Source organism: Shewanella sp. 2_MG-2023, from assembly GCF_030548905.1.
Classification (GTDB): Bacteria; Pseudomonadota; Gammaproteobacteria; order Enterobacterales; family Shewanellaceae; genus Shewanella; species Shewanella electrodiphila.
The window spans coordinates 96,202-115,942 of sequence record NZ_JAUOSO010000003.1 but is presented as its reverse complement, the minus strand read 5'-3'; the positions used below and the strand labels follow the sequence as shown (position 1 = coordinate 115,942).

15 protein-coding genes and 2 tRNA genes are annotated in these 19,741 nt (G+C 41.2%); 16 read left to right on the top strand and 1 reads right to left on the bottom strand.

Translation table 11 applies throughout. The features are described 5' to 3' along the window. Window positions 1-17 precede the first annotated feature (17 nt). The 13 genes from ftsH to rpsO all read left to right on the top strand — a co-directional run bounded on the left by ftsH (window position 18) and on the right by rpsO (window position 12,788). Window positions 18-1,985 (top strand): ATP-dependent zinc metalloprotease FtsH, encoded by a 1,968-nt coding sequence (gene ftsH / locus Q4600_RS04435; RefSeq protein WP_303513125.1) that lies wholly within the window; start codon window positions 18-20, stop codon window positions 1,983-1,985. Between the two features lie 180 nt (window positions 1,986-2,165). Further along, complete coding sequence (folP, locus tag Q4600_RS04430; protein WP_102526891.1) at window positions 2,166-3,005, top strand: dihydropteroate synthase; 840 nt, start codon at window positions 2,166-2,168, stop codon at window positions 3,003-3,005. Window positions 3,006-3,074: 69 nt separating this feature from the next. After that, complete coding sequence (gene glmM, locus Q4600_RS04425) at window positions 3,075-4,484, top strand: phosphoglucosamine mutase (protein WP_102526892.1); 1,410 nt, start codon at window positions 3,075-3,077, stop codon at window positions 4,482-4,484. A gap of 169 nt (window positions 4,485-4,653) precedes the next feature. Continuing rightward, entirely contained in the window at window positions 4,654-5,436 is a 783-nt protein-coding gene (tpiA, locus tag Q4600_RS04420) for a triose-phosphate isomerase (RefSeq protein ID WP_102526893.1), read from the top strand. A gap of 4 nt (window positions 5,437-5,440) precedes the next feature. Further along, window positions 5,441-5,773: a preprotein translocase subunit SecG gene (gene secG / locus Q4600_RS04415; RefSeq protein WP_303513118.1), complete on the top strand. Its 333-nt coding sequence runs from the start codon at window positions 5,441-5,443 to the stop codon at window positions 5,771-5,773. A gap of 100 nt (window positions 5,774-5,873) precedes the next feature. Further along, window positions 5,874-5,958, top strand: a tRNA-Leu gene (locus Q4600_RS04410). An 82-nt stretch (window positions 5,959-6,040) separates the two neighbouring features. Then, window positions 6,041-6,117: transfer RNA gene (locus Q4600_RS04405), tRNA-Met, on the top strand. Window positions 6,118-6,287: 170 nt separating this feature from the next. After that, window positions 6,288-6,743 (top strand): ribosome maturation factor RimP, encoded by a 456-nt coding sequence (gene rimP, locus Q4600_RS04400; protein WP_102526895.1) that lies wholly within the window; start codon window positions 6,288-6,290, stop codon window positions 6,741-6,743. A gap of 29 nt (window positions 6,744-6,772) precedes the next feature. Then, complete coding sequence (gene nusA / locus Q4600_RS04395; RefSeq protein WP_102526896.1) at window positions 6,773-8,272, top strand: transcription termination factor NusA; 1,500 nt, start codon at window positions 6,773-6,775, stop codon at window positions 8,270-8,272. Window positions 8,273-8,297: 25 nt separating this feature from the next. Next, window positions 8,298-10,946 (top strand): translation initiation factor IF-2, encoded by a 2,649-nt coding sequence (gene infB, locus Q4600_RS04390; protein WP_102526897.1) that lies wholly within the window; start codon window positions 8,298-8,300, stop codon window positions 10,944-10,946. Between the two features lie 61 nt (window positions 10,947-11,007). Continuing rightward, on the top strand, window positions 11,008-11,448 hold the full coding sequence (gene rbfA / locus Q4600_RS04385) for a 30S ribosome-binding factor RbfA (RefSeq protein ID WP_303513115.1): 441 nt from the start codon (window positions 11,008-11,010) through the stop codon (window positions 11,446-11,448). Next, the gene (gene truB, locus Q4600_RS04380) at window positions 11,448-12,392 is read left to right on the top strand and encodes a tRNA pseudouridine(55) synthase TruB (RefSeq protein WP_303513113.1); all 945 of its coding nucleotides are present in this window, start codon (window positions 11,448-11,450) and stop codon (window positions 12,390-12,392) included. Before rbfA ends, truB begins: the two co-directional genes overlap by 1 nt. A gap of 126 nt (window positions 12,393-12,518) precedes the next feature. Next, window positions 12,519-12,788 (top strand): 30S ribosomal protein S15, encoded by a 270-nt coding sequence (rpsO, locus tag Q4600_RS04375; RefSeq protein ID WP_055023715.1) that lies wholly within the window; start codon window positions 12,519-12,521, stop codon window positions 12,786-12,788. 115 nt (window positions 12,789-12,903) lie between these two features. Here rpsO and Q4600_RS04370 read toward each other — a convergent pair whose 3' ends face one another. Continuing rightward, window positions 12,904-14,943 carry a bifunctional diguanylate cyclase/phosphodiesterase gene (locus Q4600_RS04370; RefSeq protein WP_102526900.1) on the bottom strand — a complete coding sequence of 680 codons (2,040 nt, stop codon included), beginning with the start codon at window positions 14,941-14,943 and terminating at the stop codon, window positions 12,904-12,906. 383 nt (window positions 14,944-15,326) lie between these two features. On the opposite strand from Q4600_RS04370, the gene pnp reads away from it, so the two are divergent. From pnp to Q4600_RS04355, 3 genes are all read left to right on the top strand, one after another. Continuing rightward, complete coding sequence (pnp, locus tag Q4600_RS04365; RefSeq protein WP_102526968.1) at window positions 15,327-17,429, top strand: polyribonucleotide nucleotidyltransferase; 2,103 nt, start codon at window positions 15,327-15,329, stop codon at window positions 17,427-17,429. Window positions 17,430-17,698: 269 nt separating this feature from the next. Next, entirely contained in the window at window positions 17,699-18,607 is a 909-nt protein-coding gene (gene nlpI, locus Q4600_RS04360; RefSeq protein WP_303513107.1) for a lipoprotein NlpI, read from the top strand. A 586-nt stretch (window positions 18,608-19,193) separates the two neighbouring features. Beyond that, on the top strand, window positions 19,194-19,697 hold the full coding sequence (locus tag Q4600_RS04355; protein WP_102526902.1) for a hypothetical protein: 504 nt from the start codon (window positions 19,194-19,196) through the stop codon (window positions 19,695-19,697). Window positions 19,698-19,741 lie beyond the last annotated feature (44 nt).

Sequence of the window (19,741 nt, the reverse complement as noted above, 5' to 3'; positions counted from 1 at the left end):
TCAAGAGGTCTAGAAATTTGAGTGACATGGCAAAAAATTTAATTCTCTGGGTTGTCATCGCCGTTGTGCTGATGTCAGTTTTTCAGGGTTACTCCCCCTCTTCTTCGTCATCGTCGAAGATGGACTATTCCGTATTCTTAGATAGCGTCCGAAATGGCAATATCAATTCGGTTGAAATCAAAAGTGACCAGCGAACTATTGAAGGAATCAAACGTTCTGGAGAGAAGTTCACCACTATTATGCCAATGTATGATCAAGATTTAATTAATGATCTTGATCGTAAAGGGATTTCAATGAAAGGGCAGGAAGCTGAAGAGTCTAGCTTCTTAACCCAGATATTTATCTCTTGGTTCCCAATGTTACTGCTGATTGGTGTATGGATTTTCTTCATGCGTCAAATGCAAGGTGGTGGCGGTAAAGGCGCAATGTCATTTGGTAAGAGTAAAGCCAAATTGATGAGCGAAGACCAAATTAAAACCACCTTTGCTGATGTTGCTGGTTGTGACGAAGCGAAAGAAGATGTTAAAGAATTAGTTGATTACTTAAAAGAACCAACTCGATTCCAAAAACTGGGTGGCCGTATTCCTACTGGTGTGCTGCTAGTGGGTCCACCAGGTACTGGTAAAACGCTGATTGCAAAAGCAATCGCGGGTGAAGCAAAAGTACCGTTCTTTACTATTTCTGGTTCTGACTTTGTTGAAATGTTTGTTGGTGTCGGTGCATCTCGTGTACGTGACATGTTTGAACAAGCTAAAAAGTCTGCACCTTGTATCATCTTCATTGATGAAATCGATGCTGTAGGTCGCCAACGTGGCGCTGGTGTTGGTGGTGGTCACGATGAACGTGAGCAAACATTGAACCAAATGTTGGTTGAAATGGACGGTTTTGAAGGTAATGAAGGCGTTATTGTCATTGCTGCGACAAACAGACCAGACGTGTTAGATGCTGCATTACTTCGTCCAGGTCGTTTTGACCGTCAAGTAGTCGTAGGCTTACCTGACGTTCGTGGTCGTGAGCAAATCCTTAAAGTTCACATGCGCAAAGTACCATTAGGTGATGGCGTTAAAGCTAGCGTTATTGCGCGTGGCACGCCAGGTTTCTCTGGTGCTGACTTAGCTAACTTAGTTAACGAAGCTGCTTTGTTTGCTGCTCGTGGTAACCGCCGCGTAGTCGGTATGGAAGAGTTTGAAAGTGCTAAAGACAAAATCATGATGGGTGCAGAGCGCCGCACTATGGTGATGTCTGAAGAAGAAAAAGAAATGACTGCTTACCATGAAGCAGGTCATGCGATTGTGGGTTGTTTAGTGCCAGAGCACGACCCTGTGCATAAAGTGACAATCATTCCACGTGGCCGCGCCTTAGGTGTGACATTCTTCTTACCTGAAGCTGATGCAATTAGCCAAAGCCGACGTAAACTTGAAAGCCAAATTTCAGTAGCCTATGGCGGACGTTTAGCTGAAGAGTTAATTTACGGCGGCGAGAAAGTCTCTACTGGTGCATCGCAAGATATTAAGTATGCGACGTCAATTGCACGTAACATGGTAACTCAGTGGGGCTTCTCTGAGAAATTAGGTCCTGTTTTATATGCTGAAGATGAAGGCGAAGTATTCTTAGGCCGTAGCATGGCGAAGTCTAAGAATATGTCTGATGAAACTGCTGGTCTAATCGATCAAGAAGTTAAACAGTTAATCGACAGTAACTATGAACGTGCAAATCAATATTTGACTGATAACATGGATATTCTTCATTCAATGAAAGATGCATTGATGAAGTATGAGACCATTGATTCAGAGCAAATTGATGATCTAATGAATCGCCGTGAAGTGCGTCAACCTGCTGATTGGCAAGCTGATGACTCTATGGACGATCAAGACAAAGGCACTCCGGTAACGCCTGAAGCGACTTCGACTGAAGAAACGACTGAAGAGCCATCTGTTGAAAAGCCAGATACGGAACCGAAAACTGACGAATCGCCTGTAAAGTAAGTTGCTGATTTGAAGTTTGAAAAAGCCCCGAAAGGGGTTTTTTTATATTTGTTGAACTAGTGTCATATATAAGTCATATTTCTATAAAGAGACTTATTAGTGTGTAATTTTTGTAGAGCCGTATTATTTGAGATAGCGCTCTATGAAGAGTCAGTATTGAAAATATTTGAGTGAGGTTGTGTGTTTGAAATTAAATCTGGTGATAAAACCTTATCGCTAACTAGCCCAGTGGTTATGGCCATTATCAATGTGACTCCTGATTCTTTCTCTGATGGGGGCCAGCACGCCACCGTAGAGCAAGCTTGCGCTCAGATTGATAAAGTGGTTTCAGAAGGCGCATTGATTGTTGATATCGGTGGTGAGTCAACAAGACCGGGTGCAGAAGCTGTATCTGTTGAGGAAGAGTTATCTCGCGTTATCCCTGTGATTGAATACACGGCTAAACAGCATGATGTTTGGATTTCAATCGATACCAGTAAACCTGAAGTGATGGAAAAAGCAGTTGCTGCGGGTGCACACTTAATTAATGATGTACGTGCATTACAAGAGCCAGGTGCAGTCGCCATGGCAACAAGTTTAGATGTCCCAGTGTGTTTAATGCATATGCAAGGCCAACCACAAAACATGCAAGATGCGCCTCAATATGAGGACGTGATGCAACAAGTCACAGAGTTTTTATCCTTACGAGTGGATTATTGCCTTGCCGCAGGTATGCCGAGAGAAAATATTATTTTAGATCCTGGCTTTGGTTTTGGTAAAACACTTGAACACAATTATCAGCTGCTAGCGAAACTGCCTGAGCTTCACAGTTTACATTTGCCAGTATTAATTGGTTTATCAAGAAAAAGCATGATTGGCGATTTACTGCAACGCGATACTAATGAACGTTTAGCTGGGAGTTTGGCTGGGGCAATGATTGCAGCGCAGCAAGGTGCACAGATCTTACGTGTACATGACGTAAAAGAAACCGTTGACGTACTTAAGGTTATGTCAGCGACCATGGCCAGTTTACATCAGTAAAGTTTCGGTTTAAGCGTTGTCGATTTAAATAGGTTAAATTAGTGTTGATTCACTTAATGTGAGGTACTAATGCAGGACCATAACCAACAAAATAAAGAGCAGCAAGATAAAGAGCAGCGAGATAAAGGACAGCAACAAAGAAACCTGTTTGGCACCGATGGTATTCGGGGGGAAGTAGGCGCTGGAGTGATGACGCCAGAGCTTGCTTTAAAACTAGGTTGGGCTGCGGGCAGGGTGCTTTCACGCAGTGGTACCCAGAAAGTCATTATTGGTAAAGATACTCGTATTTCTGGTTACTTATTTGAATCGGCACTAGAAGCGGGATTGTCTGCGGCAGGACTTAATGTGCTATTGGTTGGCCCAATGCCGACACCGGCTATCGCTTACTTGACTCGCACTTTTAGAGCTGAAGCAGGCATAGTCATTAGTGCTTCTCATAACCCATATTTTGATAATGGTATTAAATTCTTTTCTGCTAATGGCAGTAAACTTGATGATGAACTCGAACTTGAAATCGAAAAAGAACTCACTAAGCCGCTAGTTTGTGTTGAATCCCACCTATTAGGTAAAGCTGCTCGAATAGATGACGCTGCTGGACGTTACATTGAATACTGTAAGGGGCACTTCCCTGCTGAATTAACCCTTAATGGCCTTAAGTTGGTGGTCGATTGTGCTCATGGCGCGACCTATCATATTGCGCCGAGTGTCTTTCAAGAACTCGGTGCTGAAGTAATATGCATAGGTGTTCAACCTAATGGCTTGAACATTAATGACAATGTTGGCGCGACTTCAATGCAGGCTATTTGCGATGAAGTGCTAAAACATCAGGCTGATGTGGGTATTGCATTAGATGGTGATGGCGACAGGATCATGATGGTTGATCATTTAGGCAATGTGATTGACGGAGATCAAATTCTCTATGTACTTGCATGTGATGCCATAAAAAACAATGAACTCAAAGGCGGTGTAGTTGGCACTTTGATGTCAAATCTTGGCTTAGAATTAGCTTTGGCAGAACTTAATGTGCCTTTTGTTCGTTCTAACGTTGGTGACCGATACGTGATGGAGTTAATGCGACAATATGATTGGCGCATAGGCGGAGAAAATTCAGGTCATATATTAAACCTTGATCACGGCACAACAGGTGATGGGATTGTGGCAGGCATTTTGATGCTGGCTGCGATGCAAAATCAACAAGCTTCTATCGCTGAATTAGTTTCGCCATTAAAAATGTTACCGCAAGTATTAGTCAATGTCCGTTTTGAAGGTGATTCAAATCCACTTCAATCAGAAATTGTGTTATCAATAAAACATGATGTCGAAACTAAGCTCGGTAAAACTGGCCGAGTTTTATTAAGAAAATCAGGAACTGAACCACTCATTCGGGTCATGGTTGAAGGCCAAGATATTGACCTTGTCACATCCTATGCAAATCAAATTGCAGATGTAGTTAAAAAGGTAGGCTTACAGCAAAGTTGAATATACAATCGACAGCAGTTTTTATTTATTATTTGGTTATTTATTAATATCTAAAGTCAGCGCGTAAAAAAGCAACATTCTGTCATGTTATGACAAATATTCCTGACTTAGCTATTGTAACTTGTTTGGCGGTTCGTTATTATTCACGCCGCTTTCAAAGGAGACAGTAATGGCACTTAGACGTCCTATGGTAGCTGGCAACTGGAAAATGAATGGTAGCGCGCCTTTAGCGCAAGAATTATTCACCAAGTTTGCTACTAAGCTCCAAAATGATTCTGCAGAAGTAGTTTTATGTCCACCTTCAATTTATCTTGAAAGTGTTAGACAACTGCTTGAAGCAAATAAGCAAACCTTAGATGGTGCGCTTGTAAGAATGGGCGCACAGAACCTGAGTCAACACGACTTCGGTGCCTATACTGGTGAAATTTCCGGTAAAATGCTAAAAGATTCAGGATGTCGATATGTGATTATCGGCCATTCCGAGCGTCGTCGTATGTACGGCGAAACAAGTAATATCGTTGCAGAGAAATTTGCTGCAGCACAAAAACATGGTTTAACGCCGATTCTTTGTGTTGGAGAATCAGGTCCAGCTCGTGAAGCAAGACGAACTTTTGAAGTGATTGCAGAAGAGTTAGACATTGTTATCGAAAAGAATGGCACCATGGCTTTTGATAATGCCATTATCGCTTACGAGCCTTTATGGGCTGTAGGTACTGGTAAAAGTGCAACTCCAGAGCAAGCGCAAGAAGTTCATGCGTTTATTCGTAATAGACTCTCTGAAGTGTCTCCATTTATTGGAGAAAATATTCGCATTTTATATGGTGGTAGTGTGACTCCATCAAATGCTGCAGATATATTTGCCCAACCAGATGTCGATGGTGGATTGATTGGCGGAGCTAGCTTAAATTCTAGCGAGTTTTTAAGTTTATGTTCCATTGCGATGAGCGCTTAATATTATGTATGAAGTTTTAATTGTAGTTTACTTGGTTGTAGCAATTGGTCTTGTAGGACTAATTTTAATTCAACAAGGTAAAGGAGCTGATATGGGGTCTTCTTTTGGTGCTGGTGCATCAGGGACGCTATTCGGTTCAGACGGTGCAGGTAATTTCCTGACCCGAAGCACAGCTGTTTTAGCTATTGCTTTTTTCGCTTTAAGTCTTACTTTAGGTAACTTAAGCGCAAACAATTCTAAAAAAGATGATGCTTGGAACGATTTAGGTTCTGCGGTAGAGCAAGTTGAACAAGCTCCTACACAGGCCGAAATATCAGAGACTGAAATCCCTGATTAATTTGCCTCTTAAAAGAAGCAAATAAAGTAAGACCGCAGTCATTGAGTTATCTTAATTTCCTCAATTAAATATGATAACGACTGCAAAAATTTAGTAGTAAGCGGATGTGGCGGAATTGGTAGACGCGCCAGCTTGAGGGGTTGGTGACTTAGGTCGTGTGGGTTCAAGTCCCACCATCCGCACCACTAAATTTTATTAATCATTTTGAAGTTAATTTGATTAAATATTGCAAGCAAAGACGTAAGTTAATATAATTGCGCAAGTTGTCGCGGGGTGGAGCAGTTTGGTAGCTCGTCGGGCTCATAACCCGAAGGTCGTCGGTTCAAATCCGGCCCCCGCAACCAGCTTATTGTTTTTACTTATTTGCAGTAGTGCAATGTAAAGGCAATTAAAAGGTTCTATATTTAAGACCTCGTTATTACGGGGTTTTCTGTTATATGGAGCTTAGTAACTCCGTGATTTTACGGACTTTTCGAGGGCTATTTGCCCTTTTTTTCGTTTTTGGGGGTCATTTTTGGCAACATTAGAAACTAAACTGACAGAAATGCTGACAGTACCTGTTGAAGCGTTAGGTTTTCAACTTTGGGGTATTGAGTTTGTCCATGCAGGGCGTCATTCAATATTACGTGTATTTATTGATGGTGAAAGTGGTATCAATATTGAAGATTGTGCTGAAGCCAGCCGCCAAGTTAGTGCTGTTCTAGATGTTGAAGACCCAATCTCGACAGAATACACACTAGAAGTTTCATCGCCAGGTGTAGATAGACCACTATTTACGGCTGCGCAATACGCCGCATATATCGGCGAAGATGCAAAAGTACAGTTAACGATGCCTGTTGCAGGTAGTCGTAATTTAAAAGGTGCTATCACATCAATCGAAGGGCAAATGCTAACGATTAATGTAGATGGTGAAGATTTGATTGTGGCTTTAGATAATGTGCGTAAAGGCAACGTTATTGCGAAGTTTTGATAGTTTCAAGGTGAACGAGGCAAGACATAATGAATAAAGAGATTCTGCTAGTCGCAGAGGCGGTATCAAATGAAAAAGCCGTCCCACGCGAAAAAATATTCGAAGCGCTAGAAATTGCTCTAGCCACAGCAACTAAGAAAAAGTATGAAGGCGAAATTGAAGTTCGCGTAGCTATCGATCGTAAAACTGGCCACTACGACACTTTCCGTCGTTGGATGGTTGTCGATGACCAAGGTGAAGCTTTAGAAAACCCTTACAGCGAAATTACGTTAGAAGCTGCACGTTACGAAGAACCAGAAATTCAACCTGGCGAATTCATCGAAGATGAAATTGACTCAGTTGTTTTCGACCGTATTACAACGCAAACAGCTAAGCAAGTAATCGTACAAAAAGTACGTGAAGCTGAACGTGCACAAATCGTTGAACAGTTTATTGAACGTGAAGGCGAAATTGTTACTGGTGTTGTTAAGAAAAGCACCCGTGAAAGTGTCGTTGTTGATTTAGGTAATAATGCTGATGGCGTTATTTACAAAGAAGACATCATCAGCCGCGAATCTTTCCGTCCAGGTGATCGTGTTCGTGCATTGCTATATGCAGTACGTCCAGAAGCACGTGGTGCACAGTTATTCTTAACTCGCAGCAAGCCTGAAATGATCATCGAATTATTCAGAGTTGAAGTACCTGAAATTTTAGATGAGATGATTGAAATCATGGGCGCTGCTCGTGACCCAGGTGCTCGCGCTAAAATCGCAGTGAAAACTAATGATAAGCGTATCGATCCAATTGGTGCTTGTGTTGGTATGCGTGGCGCACGTGTACAAGCTGTATCTAACGAATTAAGCGGTGAGCGTGTCGATATCGTAATGTGGGATGATAATCCAGCACAGTACGTTATCAATGCAATGGCTCCTGCTGACGTTGCTTCTATCATTGTTGATGAAGACAACCACTCAATGGATATTGCTGTTGAAGCTGACAGTTTAGCGCAAGCTATTGGCCGTAATGGTCAAAACGTTCGTTTAGCAACTCAGTTAACGGGTTGGGAACTTAACGTCATGACAGTGGAAGAGCTTAATGCTAAGCATCAAGCTGAAAGCGCTAAAATTGTAAACTTATTCGTTGAAACTTTAGATGTTGACGAAGATTTTGCAACTGTTCTTGCTGAAGAAGGTTTCACCTCTTTAGAAGAAATTGCCTATGTACCAGAAGCAGAACTGTTAGAAGTTAACGGTTTTGATGAAGATATTGTTGCTGCATTGCGTGAACGTGCAAAAGCAGCTATTTCGACTCGAGCATTAGCAACGGAAGAAGCACTAGATGGTGCTGAACCGGCTGCTGATCTATTAGCGTTAGATGGTTTAGAAAAGCATTTAGCATATGTTCTTGCAAGTAAAGGTGTGTCGACCTTAGAAGACTTAGCAGAACAAGGAATTGACGATTTAATCGATATTGAAGAATTGACAGAAGAAAAAGCAGGTGAGCTCATCATGGCTGCCCGTAATATCTGTTGGTTTGGCGAAGAAGCATAAGTCGATCAACAGGGGGATTTAATTGATGGCAGATACAAGTATAGATAAATTGGCCGCGGAAGTGGGCAAGAATGTAGACAGACTGATTGAACAGTTTGCCGAAGCAGGAATTAAGAAAAGTAAAGCTGACAATGTTTCTGAAACAGAGAAACAAACTTTGCTAGACCATTTAAAGAAGCAGCACGGCGGCGATAAAGAGCCTCAAAAAATGACTCTGCAACGCAAAACCGTTTCTACTTTAAGTGTAAATGCAGGTGGCGGACAATCTAAAGACGTTAAAGTAGAAGTACGTAAAAAACGTACTTTTGTTAAACGTGATGATAGTGAGCTAGCTGCTGAAGCTGAAGAACAAGCTAAGCAACAACAAGAAGCTGAAGCTGCAGCAAAAGCTGCTGCAGAAGCGAAAGCTGTTGAAGATAAAGCTAAAGCAGAAGCTAAGGCTAAAGCAGACGCTGAAGCGAAAGCTAAAAAAGAAGCTGAAGCTAAAGCCAAATCTGAAGCTAAACCAGCTAAAGCTGAAGACCCAGAGTCTGCAGCAGTAAAAGCTGAAGCTGAACGCATTAAAGCCGCGCAAGAAGAAGCAATGACTAAAAAGCAGAAAGAAGAAGCGGCGCAAGCTGCAGAAACTGCTCGTAAGCTTGCTGAAGAAAACTCTAAGCGTTGGGCTGAAGAAGAACGTCAACGTATCGAAGCTGAGAAAAATAGTGACCACCATATCACTACTTCGAAAGCGGCTCGTGCAGCTGAAGATACTTCAGATGCTGCTGATGAGAAGCGTGGACGTCGTGCTCGTAACAAGAGCAATAACAAGAAACGTGGTGGTAAAGGCGGTCGTGATAACCGTAGCAACCATGCGCGTAACAAGAGTACTGCTCCAGAATCAATGGCACATGGTTTCAACAAGCCTGTTGCTGTAGTAAAAGGCGAGATCCGTATCGGTGAGACCGTTTCTGTTGCAGAATTGGCATCACGTATGTCAATTAAAGCCACTGAAATCATCAAGCAAATGATGAAGATGGGCTCAATGGTAACGATCAACCAAATCTTGGACCAAGAAACTGCGCAAATGATTGCAGAAGAAATGGGCCATAAAGTGGTACTACTTCGTGAAAACGAATTAGAGCATCAAGTACTGGGCGATCGTGATGAAGATGATGTTGTACTAGAGACTCGTGCTCCAGTAGTAACCATCATGGGTCACGTTGACCACGGTAAAACATCATTACTTGATTATATTCGTCGTGCAAAAGTTGCTGACGGTGAAGCCGGTGGTATTACCCAGCATATTGGTGCATACCATGTTGAAACCGACAATGGCATGATCACCTTCTTAGATACTCCTGGTCACGCGGCGTTTACGTCAATGCGTGCTCGTGGTGCTAAAGCGACAGATATCGTTGTATTGGTTGTTGCTGCGGATGATGGCGCTATGCCACAAACGATTGAAGCAATTCAACATGCTAAAGCCGGTAACGTACCGTTAATCATTGCCGTTAACAAAATGGATAAGCCAGAAGCTGATCCAGAACGTGTTAAGAGTGAACTAGCTCAACACGGTGTTATGTCTGAAGATTGGGGCGGCGAACATATGTTCGTTAACGTTTCAGCTAAAGCGGGTACTGGTATCGATGAGTTACTTGAAGGCATTCTTTTACAAGCTGAAGTATTAGAGCTTCAAGCTGTTCGTGAAGGTATGGCAGCAGGTGTTGTTATTGAATCTAAATTGGACAAAGGTCGTGGCCCAGTTGCTACTGTTCTTGTTCAAGAAGGTACTTTACGCCAAGGTGATATCGTTCTATGTGGTCTTGAGTACGGTAAAATCCGTGCAATGAAAGATGAGAATGGTAAGAGCATCACTGAAGCCGGTCCTTCAATTCCAGTTGAGATTTTAGGTCTTTCTGGTGTGCCATCAGCGGGTGATGAAGCGACTGTTGTACGTGATGAGCGTAAAGCGCGTGAAGTTGCACTTTACCGTCAAGGTAAATTCCGTGATGTTAAACTAGCACGTCAGCAGAAATCTAAGCTTGAAAACATGTTTGCCAACATGACTGAAGGCGAAGTACAAGAGCTTAACATTGTACTTAAAGCAGACGTTCAAGGTTCACTTGAAGCAATTTGTGATTCATTAACTAAACTGTCTACTGACGAAGTTAAAGTTAGCATTATTGCTCGTGGCGTTGGTGCATTAACTGAAACAGATGCGACATTAGCAGCTGCTTCAAATGCAATCATGGTTGGTTTCAACGTTCGTGCTGATGCACAAGCGCGTAAGACCATCGAAGCTGAAAGTGTTGATTTACGCTACTACAGCGTAATTTACGACTTGATTGATGAAGTTAAAGCGGCAATGACGGGCATGCTTGCTCCTGAATTCAAGCAACAAATCATTGGTCTTGCTGAAGTACGTGATGTATTTAAGTCGCCTAAGATTGGTGCTATTGCGGGTTGTATGGTTACCGAAGGTACCATCAAACGTAGTGCTCCTATCCGTGTTCTACGTGAAAACGTAGTAATCTACGAAGGTGAGCTTGAGTCGCTACGTCGCTTTAAAGATGACGTTAGCGATGTTCGTAACGGCATGGAATGTGGTATCGGTGTGAAGAACTACAATGACGTCAAAGTTGGCGATCAGATTGAGGTCTTCGAGACGGTCGAAGTGGCCAGAACGCTGTAACACAGAAAGGGCGGCGTTAGCCGCCTTTTTTATTTATACAAAGCTATAAGGTATTAATGTTATGGCAAAAGAATTTAGTCGTACTCGCCGTATTGCACAGCAACTCCAACAAGAGTTAGCGATGATTTTACAGCGTGACATGAAAGATCCACGTATCGGTTTTGTTACCGTTAACGATGTTGATGTTTCTCGTGATTTAAGCTTTGCGAAAGTATTTGTTACTTTTTTCGAAGAAGATCAAGAATTAGTCGATCAAAAAATTGAAGCGCTCACGGCTGCGGCACCATATGTAAGAACCTTGGTTGCTAGTCGCATGAAATTGCGTGTTATGCCTGAGCTTCGTTTCGTCTATGACAGCTCGCTTGTTGAAGGGATGCGCATGTCTAACTTAGTTAGCCAAGTGATTACACAAGACAAAGCTAAGCAAGACAAAGCAAGACATGAAGAGTTTGGATCTGACGATGCTGACGCATCTGAAGAAAAACCTGAGGATAAAGATTAATGGCTCGTCGTCGCAAAGGTCGTTTTATTAATGGCATTGTACTGTTAGATAAAGGTACTGGCATCAGTTCTAACCATGCTTTGCAACGCGTCAAACGTCTTTATAACGCTAATAAAGCGGGTCACACAGGTGCGCTTGATCCTTTAGCTACTGGCATGCTGCCAGTTTGCTTAGGTGAAGCGACAAAGTTCTCACAGCATCTTCTCGATGCTGATAAGCGTTACTTGGTAACTGCTAAGTTAGGTGAAAGAACTGATACCAGTGACTCAGATGGTGAAGTGGTTCAGATCCGTCCGGTTAAGTTTACTCAAGCACTATTAGATGAATCATTAGAGCATTTTCGTGGTGATACCATGCAAGTGCCTTCAATGTTTTCAGCTTTGAAATATCAAGGTCAGCCTTTATATAAATATGCGCGTGAAGGGATAGAAGTTCCGCGTGAAGCTCGACCTATAACGGTTTTTGAATTGTTATTTGTGAGCCTTGAAGGTGATGATTTAACTCTTGATATTCATTGCTCTAAAGGCACTTATATTCGAACAATCATTGATGATTTAGGTGAAATGCTTGGGTGTGGTGCGCATGTCACCATGTTAAGACGTACCCAAGTCGCTGAATATCCTTATGCCAAAATGGTTACGATTGAGCAGTTAACAGAGCTTGCTGAAGGAACGGATAAAGAAGATGAGTCTACTTTTACCGTACTTGATGAGCTGTTACTGCCAATGGATACAGCGGTTGCGAACTTCCCTGAGGTTAATTTAGCTGAGGAAAGTGTGCAATACATTATGCAAGGTCAACCTGTACAAGCATCAGGGTTAGAACCTGATGTATTAGTGCGGATGACATCTGGTGAAGACCGTCAGTTTATCGGCATCGGCACCATGAATGATGATGGTTTATTAGCACCTAAACGTTTGGTTGTTGATCATAGCGCAGATTAGTTAACAGCTTTTATTAACTGTTCTGTGTTTTTTATTGCGATAGTGTCTGAATATAGTTAGAATGTCGCCCCCTCTGGCTGAGTTAGTGATTGGCTAGAGTTAATTTAATTTTTTCTGGAGATAAATATGTCACTAAGTAATGAACAAAAAGCTGCTATCGTAGCTGAATATAGCCGTGGCGAAAACGACACTGGTTCTACTGAAGTACAAGTAGCTTTATTGACTGCGCAGATTAACCATCTACAAGGTCACTTCAAAGAGCACATCCATGATCACCATTCACGTCGTGGTCTATTACGTATGGTTAGCGCACGTCGTAAACTTACTGCTTACTTAAAGCGTAAAGACGTAGCTCGTTATACTGCTCTTATCCAGAAGTTAGGTTTACGTCGTTAATATCGACGTTTAATTTGGGCATGGTTAACATACTCAAATTCAAACCGTGAAAAAGGAGGCTTATGCCTCCTTTTTTATTAGGTATAATTTACCGAAATGTTTAACGTGAAAGTGCTTAAACTTGCTCGAGTTGCTGTATCGGCATTTCTGTTAGGTATTTAGATTCAAACTCTTCCTGCGGTAGAGGCTTACTGAAAAAGAATCCTTGGCCGATTTGACAGTTATGTTGTTGTAACCATTCAAGCTGTTCTTCGTTTTCAATACCTTCTGCAACAATATCTAAATTGAGCTGCTGACCTAACATTAAGATGGTTGATGCTATTGCTGCATCATGGGGTAAGTCGGAAACAAAACCACGATCAATTTTCATGGTTGTGATTGGTAAATGTCTAAGATAAGACAAGGATGAATAACCGGTACCAAAATCATCCACGGCAATACCGAATCCTGCGCTCTTTAGCTGCTCAAGCTTAGCAATTGCCTGATCTACATCATTCATCAAAGATGTTTCTGTTATCTCTATCTCAAGTAGCTCAGGGCGTATTTGGTAGCGTAAAGCTAATTGCTTGATGTCAGAAACCAAGCTGGCATCAGCAAATTGTTGTGAAGCGACGTTCACCGCTATTGGGATAGCGTAGTTGTATTTCTTTTCCCACTCGCGGATAACTTTACAGCTTTGCTCAATCACCCATCTTCCGATTGGGATAATAATCCCAGTTTCTTCGGCAATGGGGATGAATGACATTGGTGATATAAGCTCACCATTTTTTTGCCAGCGGATAAGCGCTTCACAGCCAATGACTCGATTGGTTCTTAAATCTAATTTAGGTTGAAAATAGAGCAAGAATTCATTGTGTTTTAGCGCGTCATGAAGTGATGCTTCGGTCTTTAACCTAACAGCGGCATTTTCTGTCATCTGTTGTTTAAAGAAGGCCCATTGGTTTGAACCAGCCGCTTTAGCGCTATACATGGCAATATCAGCGTGTCTAATTAAATCTTCTGCGCCCGGGCCATCTTCAGGATAGATTGAAATACCAATCGAAGCCGCAGGGTGTATCGCATGTTCATTGAGTTGCACTGGGGTATTGAGTTGTAGTAGAAGCTTATCGACAAAGTCAGCAGCTTGATCTGGGGTTTCAATATCATCAGCCACAATGACAAATTCATCACCGCCTAACCTGGCAACACTGCCTCTATCGCCGACAACAGTTTCTAATATGCGGGCAACACGGGCAAGAAACTGATCACCAATCGCATGACCTAATGAGTCATTGACGTTTTTAAAGCGATCTAAATCAATGAACAATAATGCGAAATGTCTTTTGTGAACTCTAGCACGCTGAATCGTGACATTGAGAGTTTCCAGTAACAAGGTACGGTTAGGTAAGCTGGTTAACGGGTCTCTGGTTGCCATCTTTCTAAGTTTATTTTGTGTTTGGCTAAACTGTAATAAAATTTGGTTAAACTTCGATGTTACTAGCCCTAGCTCATCATCTTTATGGGCTGCAGACATAGGTAATAAGTTTTCATCAGGTAAATCAGGATCAATTTTATCTATGGCTTCACTGATCCTTGCAATCGGTTGAGTCAAGAACCGATGGAATACAATGGTCAGTACCAACGTCAGCAATAAGGCGCGAGCGAGAGTAGCAATAAAGCCTAATTGAAGTTGATTAAACAGGTTGTTAGTCATCTCTTGTGTATCGTAAAAGATGGTTAACGTACCAATAAGCTGCTGCTTTTTGTTCCCTTCGAAATAGAATGGTCTATATAAAGGACGTGATATTTCGTTTAAATCATTGAACAGAAAATGGCTTAAGTTGTCATAGTTTTCTGAAAACAACTTAGGCTTATTGCTAGCGGTGACAAATAAACTGCCGTCATCAAGGGTAATCACAGCTGAGCTAATATTATCAATCTTGATAATACCTTCGAGTGTTTGTTCGGTTTGTTTATCGTCCAACGCCCAGACAGCATTAGAGGCAGTTTGTTCTACTGAGTTGAGTAACTCTTCTTGCGAAGCGGTAAGTTGCTGCTTAGTCGTGACAACAACTAATGCAATTTCGACGACAAAAATGGCAATCGCAAAAAACAAAGCAGTAAATACAACTAAGTTTGTTTGCTTCCATGTCAGTGACTTAAACCTTTGCGTCATTCAAACGATTCCATTTGTTTTTATTAAATAATCACAGCTTTTATGGGTAACTGGTGCATTTAACATGTTGAACTCATTTAATGTGTTATTTTTATTTAGGGACAACAACAACTAACTGTAGACAAAATAACATTAAAAGTCATTAATTATAGCTGTTACAACTTATATCAATAGGCTATTTTTGTTCAAACAAAAATGGTGTTTCAAACAGTGGAATCTTGTTAGGTTATCTATTCATTGAGTGATTAGCCGTTTTATCGGCTGATAGAAGATTAATTTTAATTATTTTTTAGCGGTATATTGCGATGCGCTTTAACTATTGTAAAAAATTGCAGTATACTTATGCGCGTAATTTAAAGGTCAATAATTAAGGAATGGGTCAAGTGAATCCAATAGTAAAGAGTTTTGAGTATGGTCAACATACCGTCACCTTAGAAACAGGTGTTATTGCACGTCAAGCAGACGCTGCAGTTTTAGCGAGCATGGGCGACACAACTGTATTAGTTACAGTCGTTGGTAAAAAAGTAGCTGATCCTAGCCGTGACTTTTTCCCATTAACAGTAAACTACCAAGAAAAAACCTATGCAGCAGGTAAAATCCCTGGTGGTTTCTTCAAGCGTGAAGGTCGTCCAAATGAAGACGAAACGCTTATTGCTCGTCTAATCGACCGTCCAATTCGTCCTTTATTTCCGAATGGTTTTAAAAACGAAGTTCAAGTGATCATCACAGTGGTTTCTGTTGATCCTCAAATTGAGCCTGACATGGTTGCTATGATTGGTACATCAGCAGCGCTATCTATCTCAGGTTTACCTTTCAATGGCCCTATCGGCGCAGCACGCGTTGGTTACATTGATGGTGAGTACTTATTAAACCCAACAGTTGATCAAGTTGCTGAAAGTGACCTTGACTTAGTTGTTGCAGGTACTGATTCAGCTGTTCTTATGGTTGAATCAGAAGCTAAGTCTTTAGCTGAAGAAATCATGCTAGGCGCTGTGACTTATGGTCACGATCAACAACAAGTTGTTGTTCAAGCCATTGCTGAGTTTAAAGCTGAAGCGGGTAAACCAGCTTGGGATTGGACTGCACCTGTTCAAGATGCTGACTTAGTTGCTCAAATTAAAGAGCTAGCTGAAGAAGGCATGACTGCAGCTTACCAAATCGAAGTTAAGCAAGATCGTTATGCTCAAGTTGGCGCTGTTAAAGCAGCTGCTAAAGAAGCACTAATGACTAATAACCCAGATGTTGATGCTCGCGAAGTTGATGGTTTACTTGGCAGCCTTGAGAAGAAAGTTGTTCGTGGTCGCATCATCAGTGGTAAGCCACGTATCGATGGTCGTGAGCCTGACATGATCCGTGCATTGAATGTACTAGCTGGCGTACTTCCACGTACTCACGGTAGTTCATTATTTACACGTGGTGAAACTCAAGCACTAGTAACTTGTACTTTAGGTACTGAACGTGATGCACAAAAGATTGATAGCATCATGGGTGAACGTACTAACCGCTTCATGCTTCATTATAACTTCCCTCCATACTCTGTTGGTGAAACAGGCATGGTTGGATCACCTAAGCGTCGTGAAATTGGTCACGGTAAGTTAGCTTGGCGTGGTATTAACGCTGTTATGCCTTCTGCAGAAGAATTCCCATACAGTGTTCGTGTAGTATCTGAAATTACTGAATCAAACGGTTCAAGCTCTATGGCTTCTGTTTGTGGTACTTCATTAGCATTAATGGATGCGGGTGTACCAATTAAAACTTCAGTTGCAGGTATTGCAATGGGTCTAGTTAAAGAAGGCGACGATTTCGTTGTTCTTTCTGACATCTTAGGTGATGAAGATCACTTAGGTGACATGGACTTTAAAGTTGCTGGTACTCGTGACGGTATTACAGCGCTTCAAATGGATATCAAGATTGAAGGTATCACTAAAGAGATCATGGACATCGCGCTTCAGCAAGCATACGGCGCACGTGTTCATATTCTTAACGTTATGGATCAAGCAATTGGTGGCGCACGTGAAGATATCTCTGACCACGCTCCACGTATCACGACTATCAAGATTAATCCTGAGAAGATCCGTGACGTAATCGGTAAAGGTGGTGCGACTATCCGTGCATTAACCGAAGAAACTGGTACAACTATCGAGCTTGATGACAATGGCACAGTGAAGATTGCATCTTCAAACGGTGAAGCAACGAAAGAAGCTATCCGTCGTATCGAAGAAATCACTGCAGAAGTTGAAGTGGGCCGCATCTATAAAGGTAAAGTTATCCGTATCGTTGATTTCGGTGCGTTTGTTAACATCTTACCTGGTAAAGATGGCTTAGTGCATATTTCACAAATCAGTGAAGAGCGTGTTGCTAACGTTTCTGACCATCTTGAAATGAATCAAGACGTCGACGTTAAAGTGATGGAAGTTGACCGTCAAGGTCGTGTAAGACTTTCTATCAAAGAAGCTAACGCGAAAGAAGAAGCTGCTGCAGAATAACTTCTGACATCAGTTCAACTTAAAAAGAGACCTTAGGGTCTCTTTTTTGTTTTGTGACATAGAGTAATCTTTTTATGTTGATAGGCACTTAATGTTACTTCACTTGTCAAAATGCGAGTTGAATCGCTTTTGCAGCAACTTTCGCTCGCTTTATATTAATTGAAGCTAGTGTAAATTCAGTAAATGAAATTTTATCAGTATCTGCATAGCCCTAATGTAGATAGGTTGATATGATGCAAAGAAATTATAGAACCTGATAAGGTATTTAAATGGAACAGAAATTACGTACCACAGTCGTCGCATTATGTGTGGGTGCCAGTTTATTATTGTCAGGTTGTGCTTCTTTATCTGGAAGTGCTGACAGCGCAACTAGCGGTAAGGTGATGGTTGCACCGAATGTCCCAGATTATAAATTAGAAGTCACCTTGGCTAAGCTAAATGAAATCTTAGGCACAATGGAGTTAACCCCTGAGCAACGAGCTCGTTTTCATTATGACCGTGGTGTTATCTACGATAGTGTAGGTTTGCGTTTACTTGCCCGAATAGACTTTCATCAAGCGATTAAACTTCAGCCTAACTTAGCGGATGCTTATAACTTCTTAGGGATTTATTATACCCAAGAAGGTGAGTTTGAAAGTGCATATGAGTCTTTTGATGGGGTACTCGAATTATCACCTGAATACGACTATGCGTATTTGAATCGTGGTATTGCATTGTATTACGGTGAGCGTTACGAATTAGCCGCGCAAGATATGCAAAACTTTTTACGCAAAGAGCCTTCTGATGGTTACCGTGCGCTGTGGCTTTACTTAGTTGACTCGCCTAGAAACACTGAAACTGCACAACTCGCATTAGTTGAAAACAGAAAAGCATTGAACGAACAAGCCTGGTCAACGGTATTAGTGGATTACTATTTAGGTACACTGACTAAAGAACAGGTCTTTGAGGCAGCGAAAGAGAACTTATCTCAGCCTAAAGAGTACTCTGAGCGTTTATGCGAAACTTACTTTTACTTAGCTAAAAAAGCAGTCGAGCAACAGGATTATGAGTTAGCGATTGATTATTATCGATTAACGCTAGCAACTAACATCTATGATTTTGTTGAACATCGCTATGCACGTATAGAGCTTGCACAAACACAGCAAAAGTTAGCTGAGCAAGCAGCTAAGCAGCCTTAATTATATGCGTTAAACCCAGTGTATTAACGTCAGAAACAAAGCTAGTCTCTATACAGGGGCTAGCTTTTTTATTTTATGTCATTTAATAATGCGAAAAGTATGATCATACTTTATAGGCAAAGTATGATCATACTTCAGTCCGTTCACCGAAAAGTTGTCATACTTCCATTCATTATCCTCATGTCAAACTTACAGTTAAGTTTGCATTTACCTTCTCTTATTCTGAATTTATAAAACCATCATTAATCGTTGGGGTTAGAATAAGGTACTAATAATCAGTGTTTTATGCTTTTTTCTTTACCTTGGTTATGAGCAAGAAACTAAAATCTGAACAATCATTCAAACTTTGAAAGATAAATTTTCTTTGCTTTTGGAAATAAAGTTTTAGCAGTAAAAGAATGTGGCTGAAAAGTTTGCCAACAAGTGTGTTGAATACTTCATACCTTAAATCAGACTTAAGCTTGGATTTTCTATATTAAAATTCTCACAAGTTATTTACAAAGCTTGTTAATGACAAATTGAAGGACTATTAAGTTCTAGTTGAGTTAAACGTGATGTTTCTACTGCTTATTAGCTAGAGGTAAAAATGGAAAGGTGTGTTAAAGCGGTAATCTGTTTTTTGATCGCACTACTTACATCTTTAACTAATGTTTACGCTAACGACTCTTTAACTTTAAGCATGAGCGGTGTAATTGAAGAACGTTGTGTCGTTGGAATTGTAGATTCAATTCCCTTTGATTTTAGCATTGAGCTATCTCACACAGCGAATCTATCAATTGAATGTAACTTGCCTATGCTCATAGCATTGCGCTCTGATTATGGCGGACTGGAGTTAATAGACGGTTCAGTTGAAACAAGCTTAGTGGCTGAATACCAAGTTGAACTTAATATCGACTCTTTAAATTTTTCATTGAAACAAAAGTCTAAAGAGCTAATAGATGAACAAAGATTTATCACCGGAGCAGATATTCCATTTAATACATCTGGAATGATCAAAGTGAGTTTATTTGAGCCATTGAAGTTTGCAGGTGAATATCAAGATACATTGCATATTGATGTATATCCGAATTTCGTTAATAGCGGAATATAAGAATTCTTCTAATGAAGAGAAGAAAACCACCGATTTGTTGGTGA

What these genes read in the sequence shown, in the direction of transcription:
- glmM (WP_102526892.1), top strand. Translation starts at nt 3,075, where the DNA reads ATGCAGGACCATAACCAACAAAATAAAGAGCAGCAAGATAAAGAGCAG.
- tpiA (WP_102526893.1), top strand. Translation starts at nt 4,654, where the DNA reads ATGGCACTTAGACGTCCTATGGTAGCTGGCAACTGGAAAATGAATGGT.
- secG (WP_303513118.1), top strand. Translation starts at nt 5,441, where the DNA reads ATGTATGAAGTTTTAATTGTAGTTTACTTGGTTGTAGCAATTGGTCTT.
- nusA (WP_102526896.1), top strand. Translation starts at nt 6,773, where the DNA reads ATGAATAAAGAGATTCTGCTAGTCGCAGAGGCGGTATCAAATGAAAAA.
- infB (WP_102526897.1), top strand. Translation starts at nt 8,298, where the DNA reads ATGGCAGATACAAGTATAGATAAATTGGCCGCGGAAGTGGGCAAGAAT.
- rbfA (WP_303513115.1), top strand. Translation starts at nt 11,008, where the DNA reads ATGGCAAAAGAATTTAGTCGTACTCGCCGTATTGCACAGCAACTCCAA.
- truB (WP_303513113.1), top strand. Translation starts at nt 11,448, where the DNA reads ATGGCTCGTCGTCGCAAAGGTCGTTTTATTAATGGCATTGTACTGTTA.
- rpsO (WP_055023715.1), top strand. Translation starts at nt 12,519, where the DNA reads ATGTCACTAAGTAATGAACAAAAAGCTGCTATCGTAGCTGAATATAGC.
- Q4600_RS04370 (WP_102526900.1), bottom strand. Translation starts at nt 14,943, where the DNA reads ATGACGCAAAGGTTTAAGTCACTGACATGGAAGCAAACAAACTTAGTT.
- nlpI (WP_303513107.1), top strand. Translation starts at nt 17,699, where the DNA reads ATGGAACAGAAATTACGTACCACAGTCGTCGCATTATGTGTGGGTGCC.
- Q4600_RS04355 (WP_102526902.1), top strand. Translation starts at nt 19,194, where the DNA reads ATGGAAAGGTGTGTTAAAGCGGTAATCTGTTTTTTGATCGCACTACTT.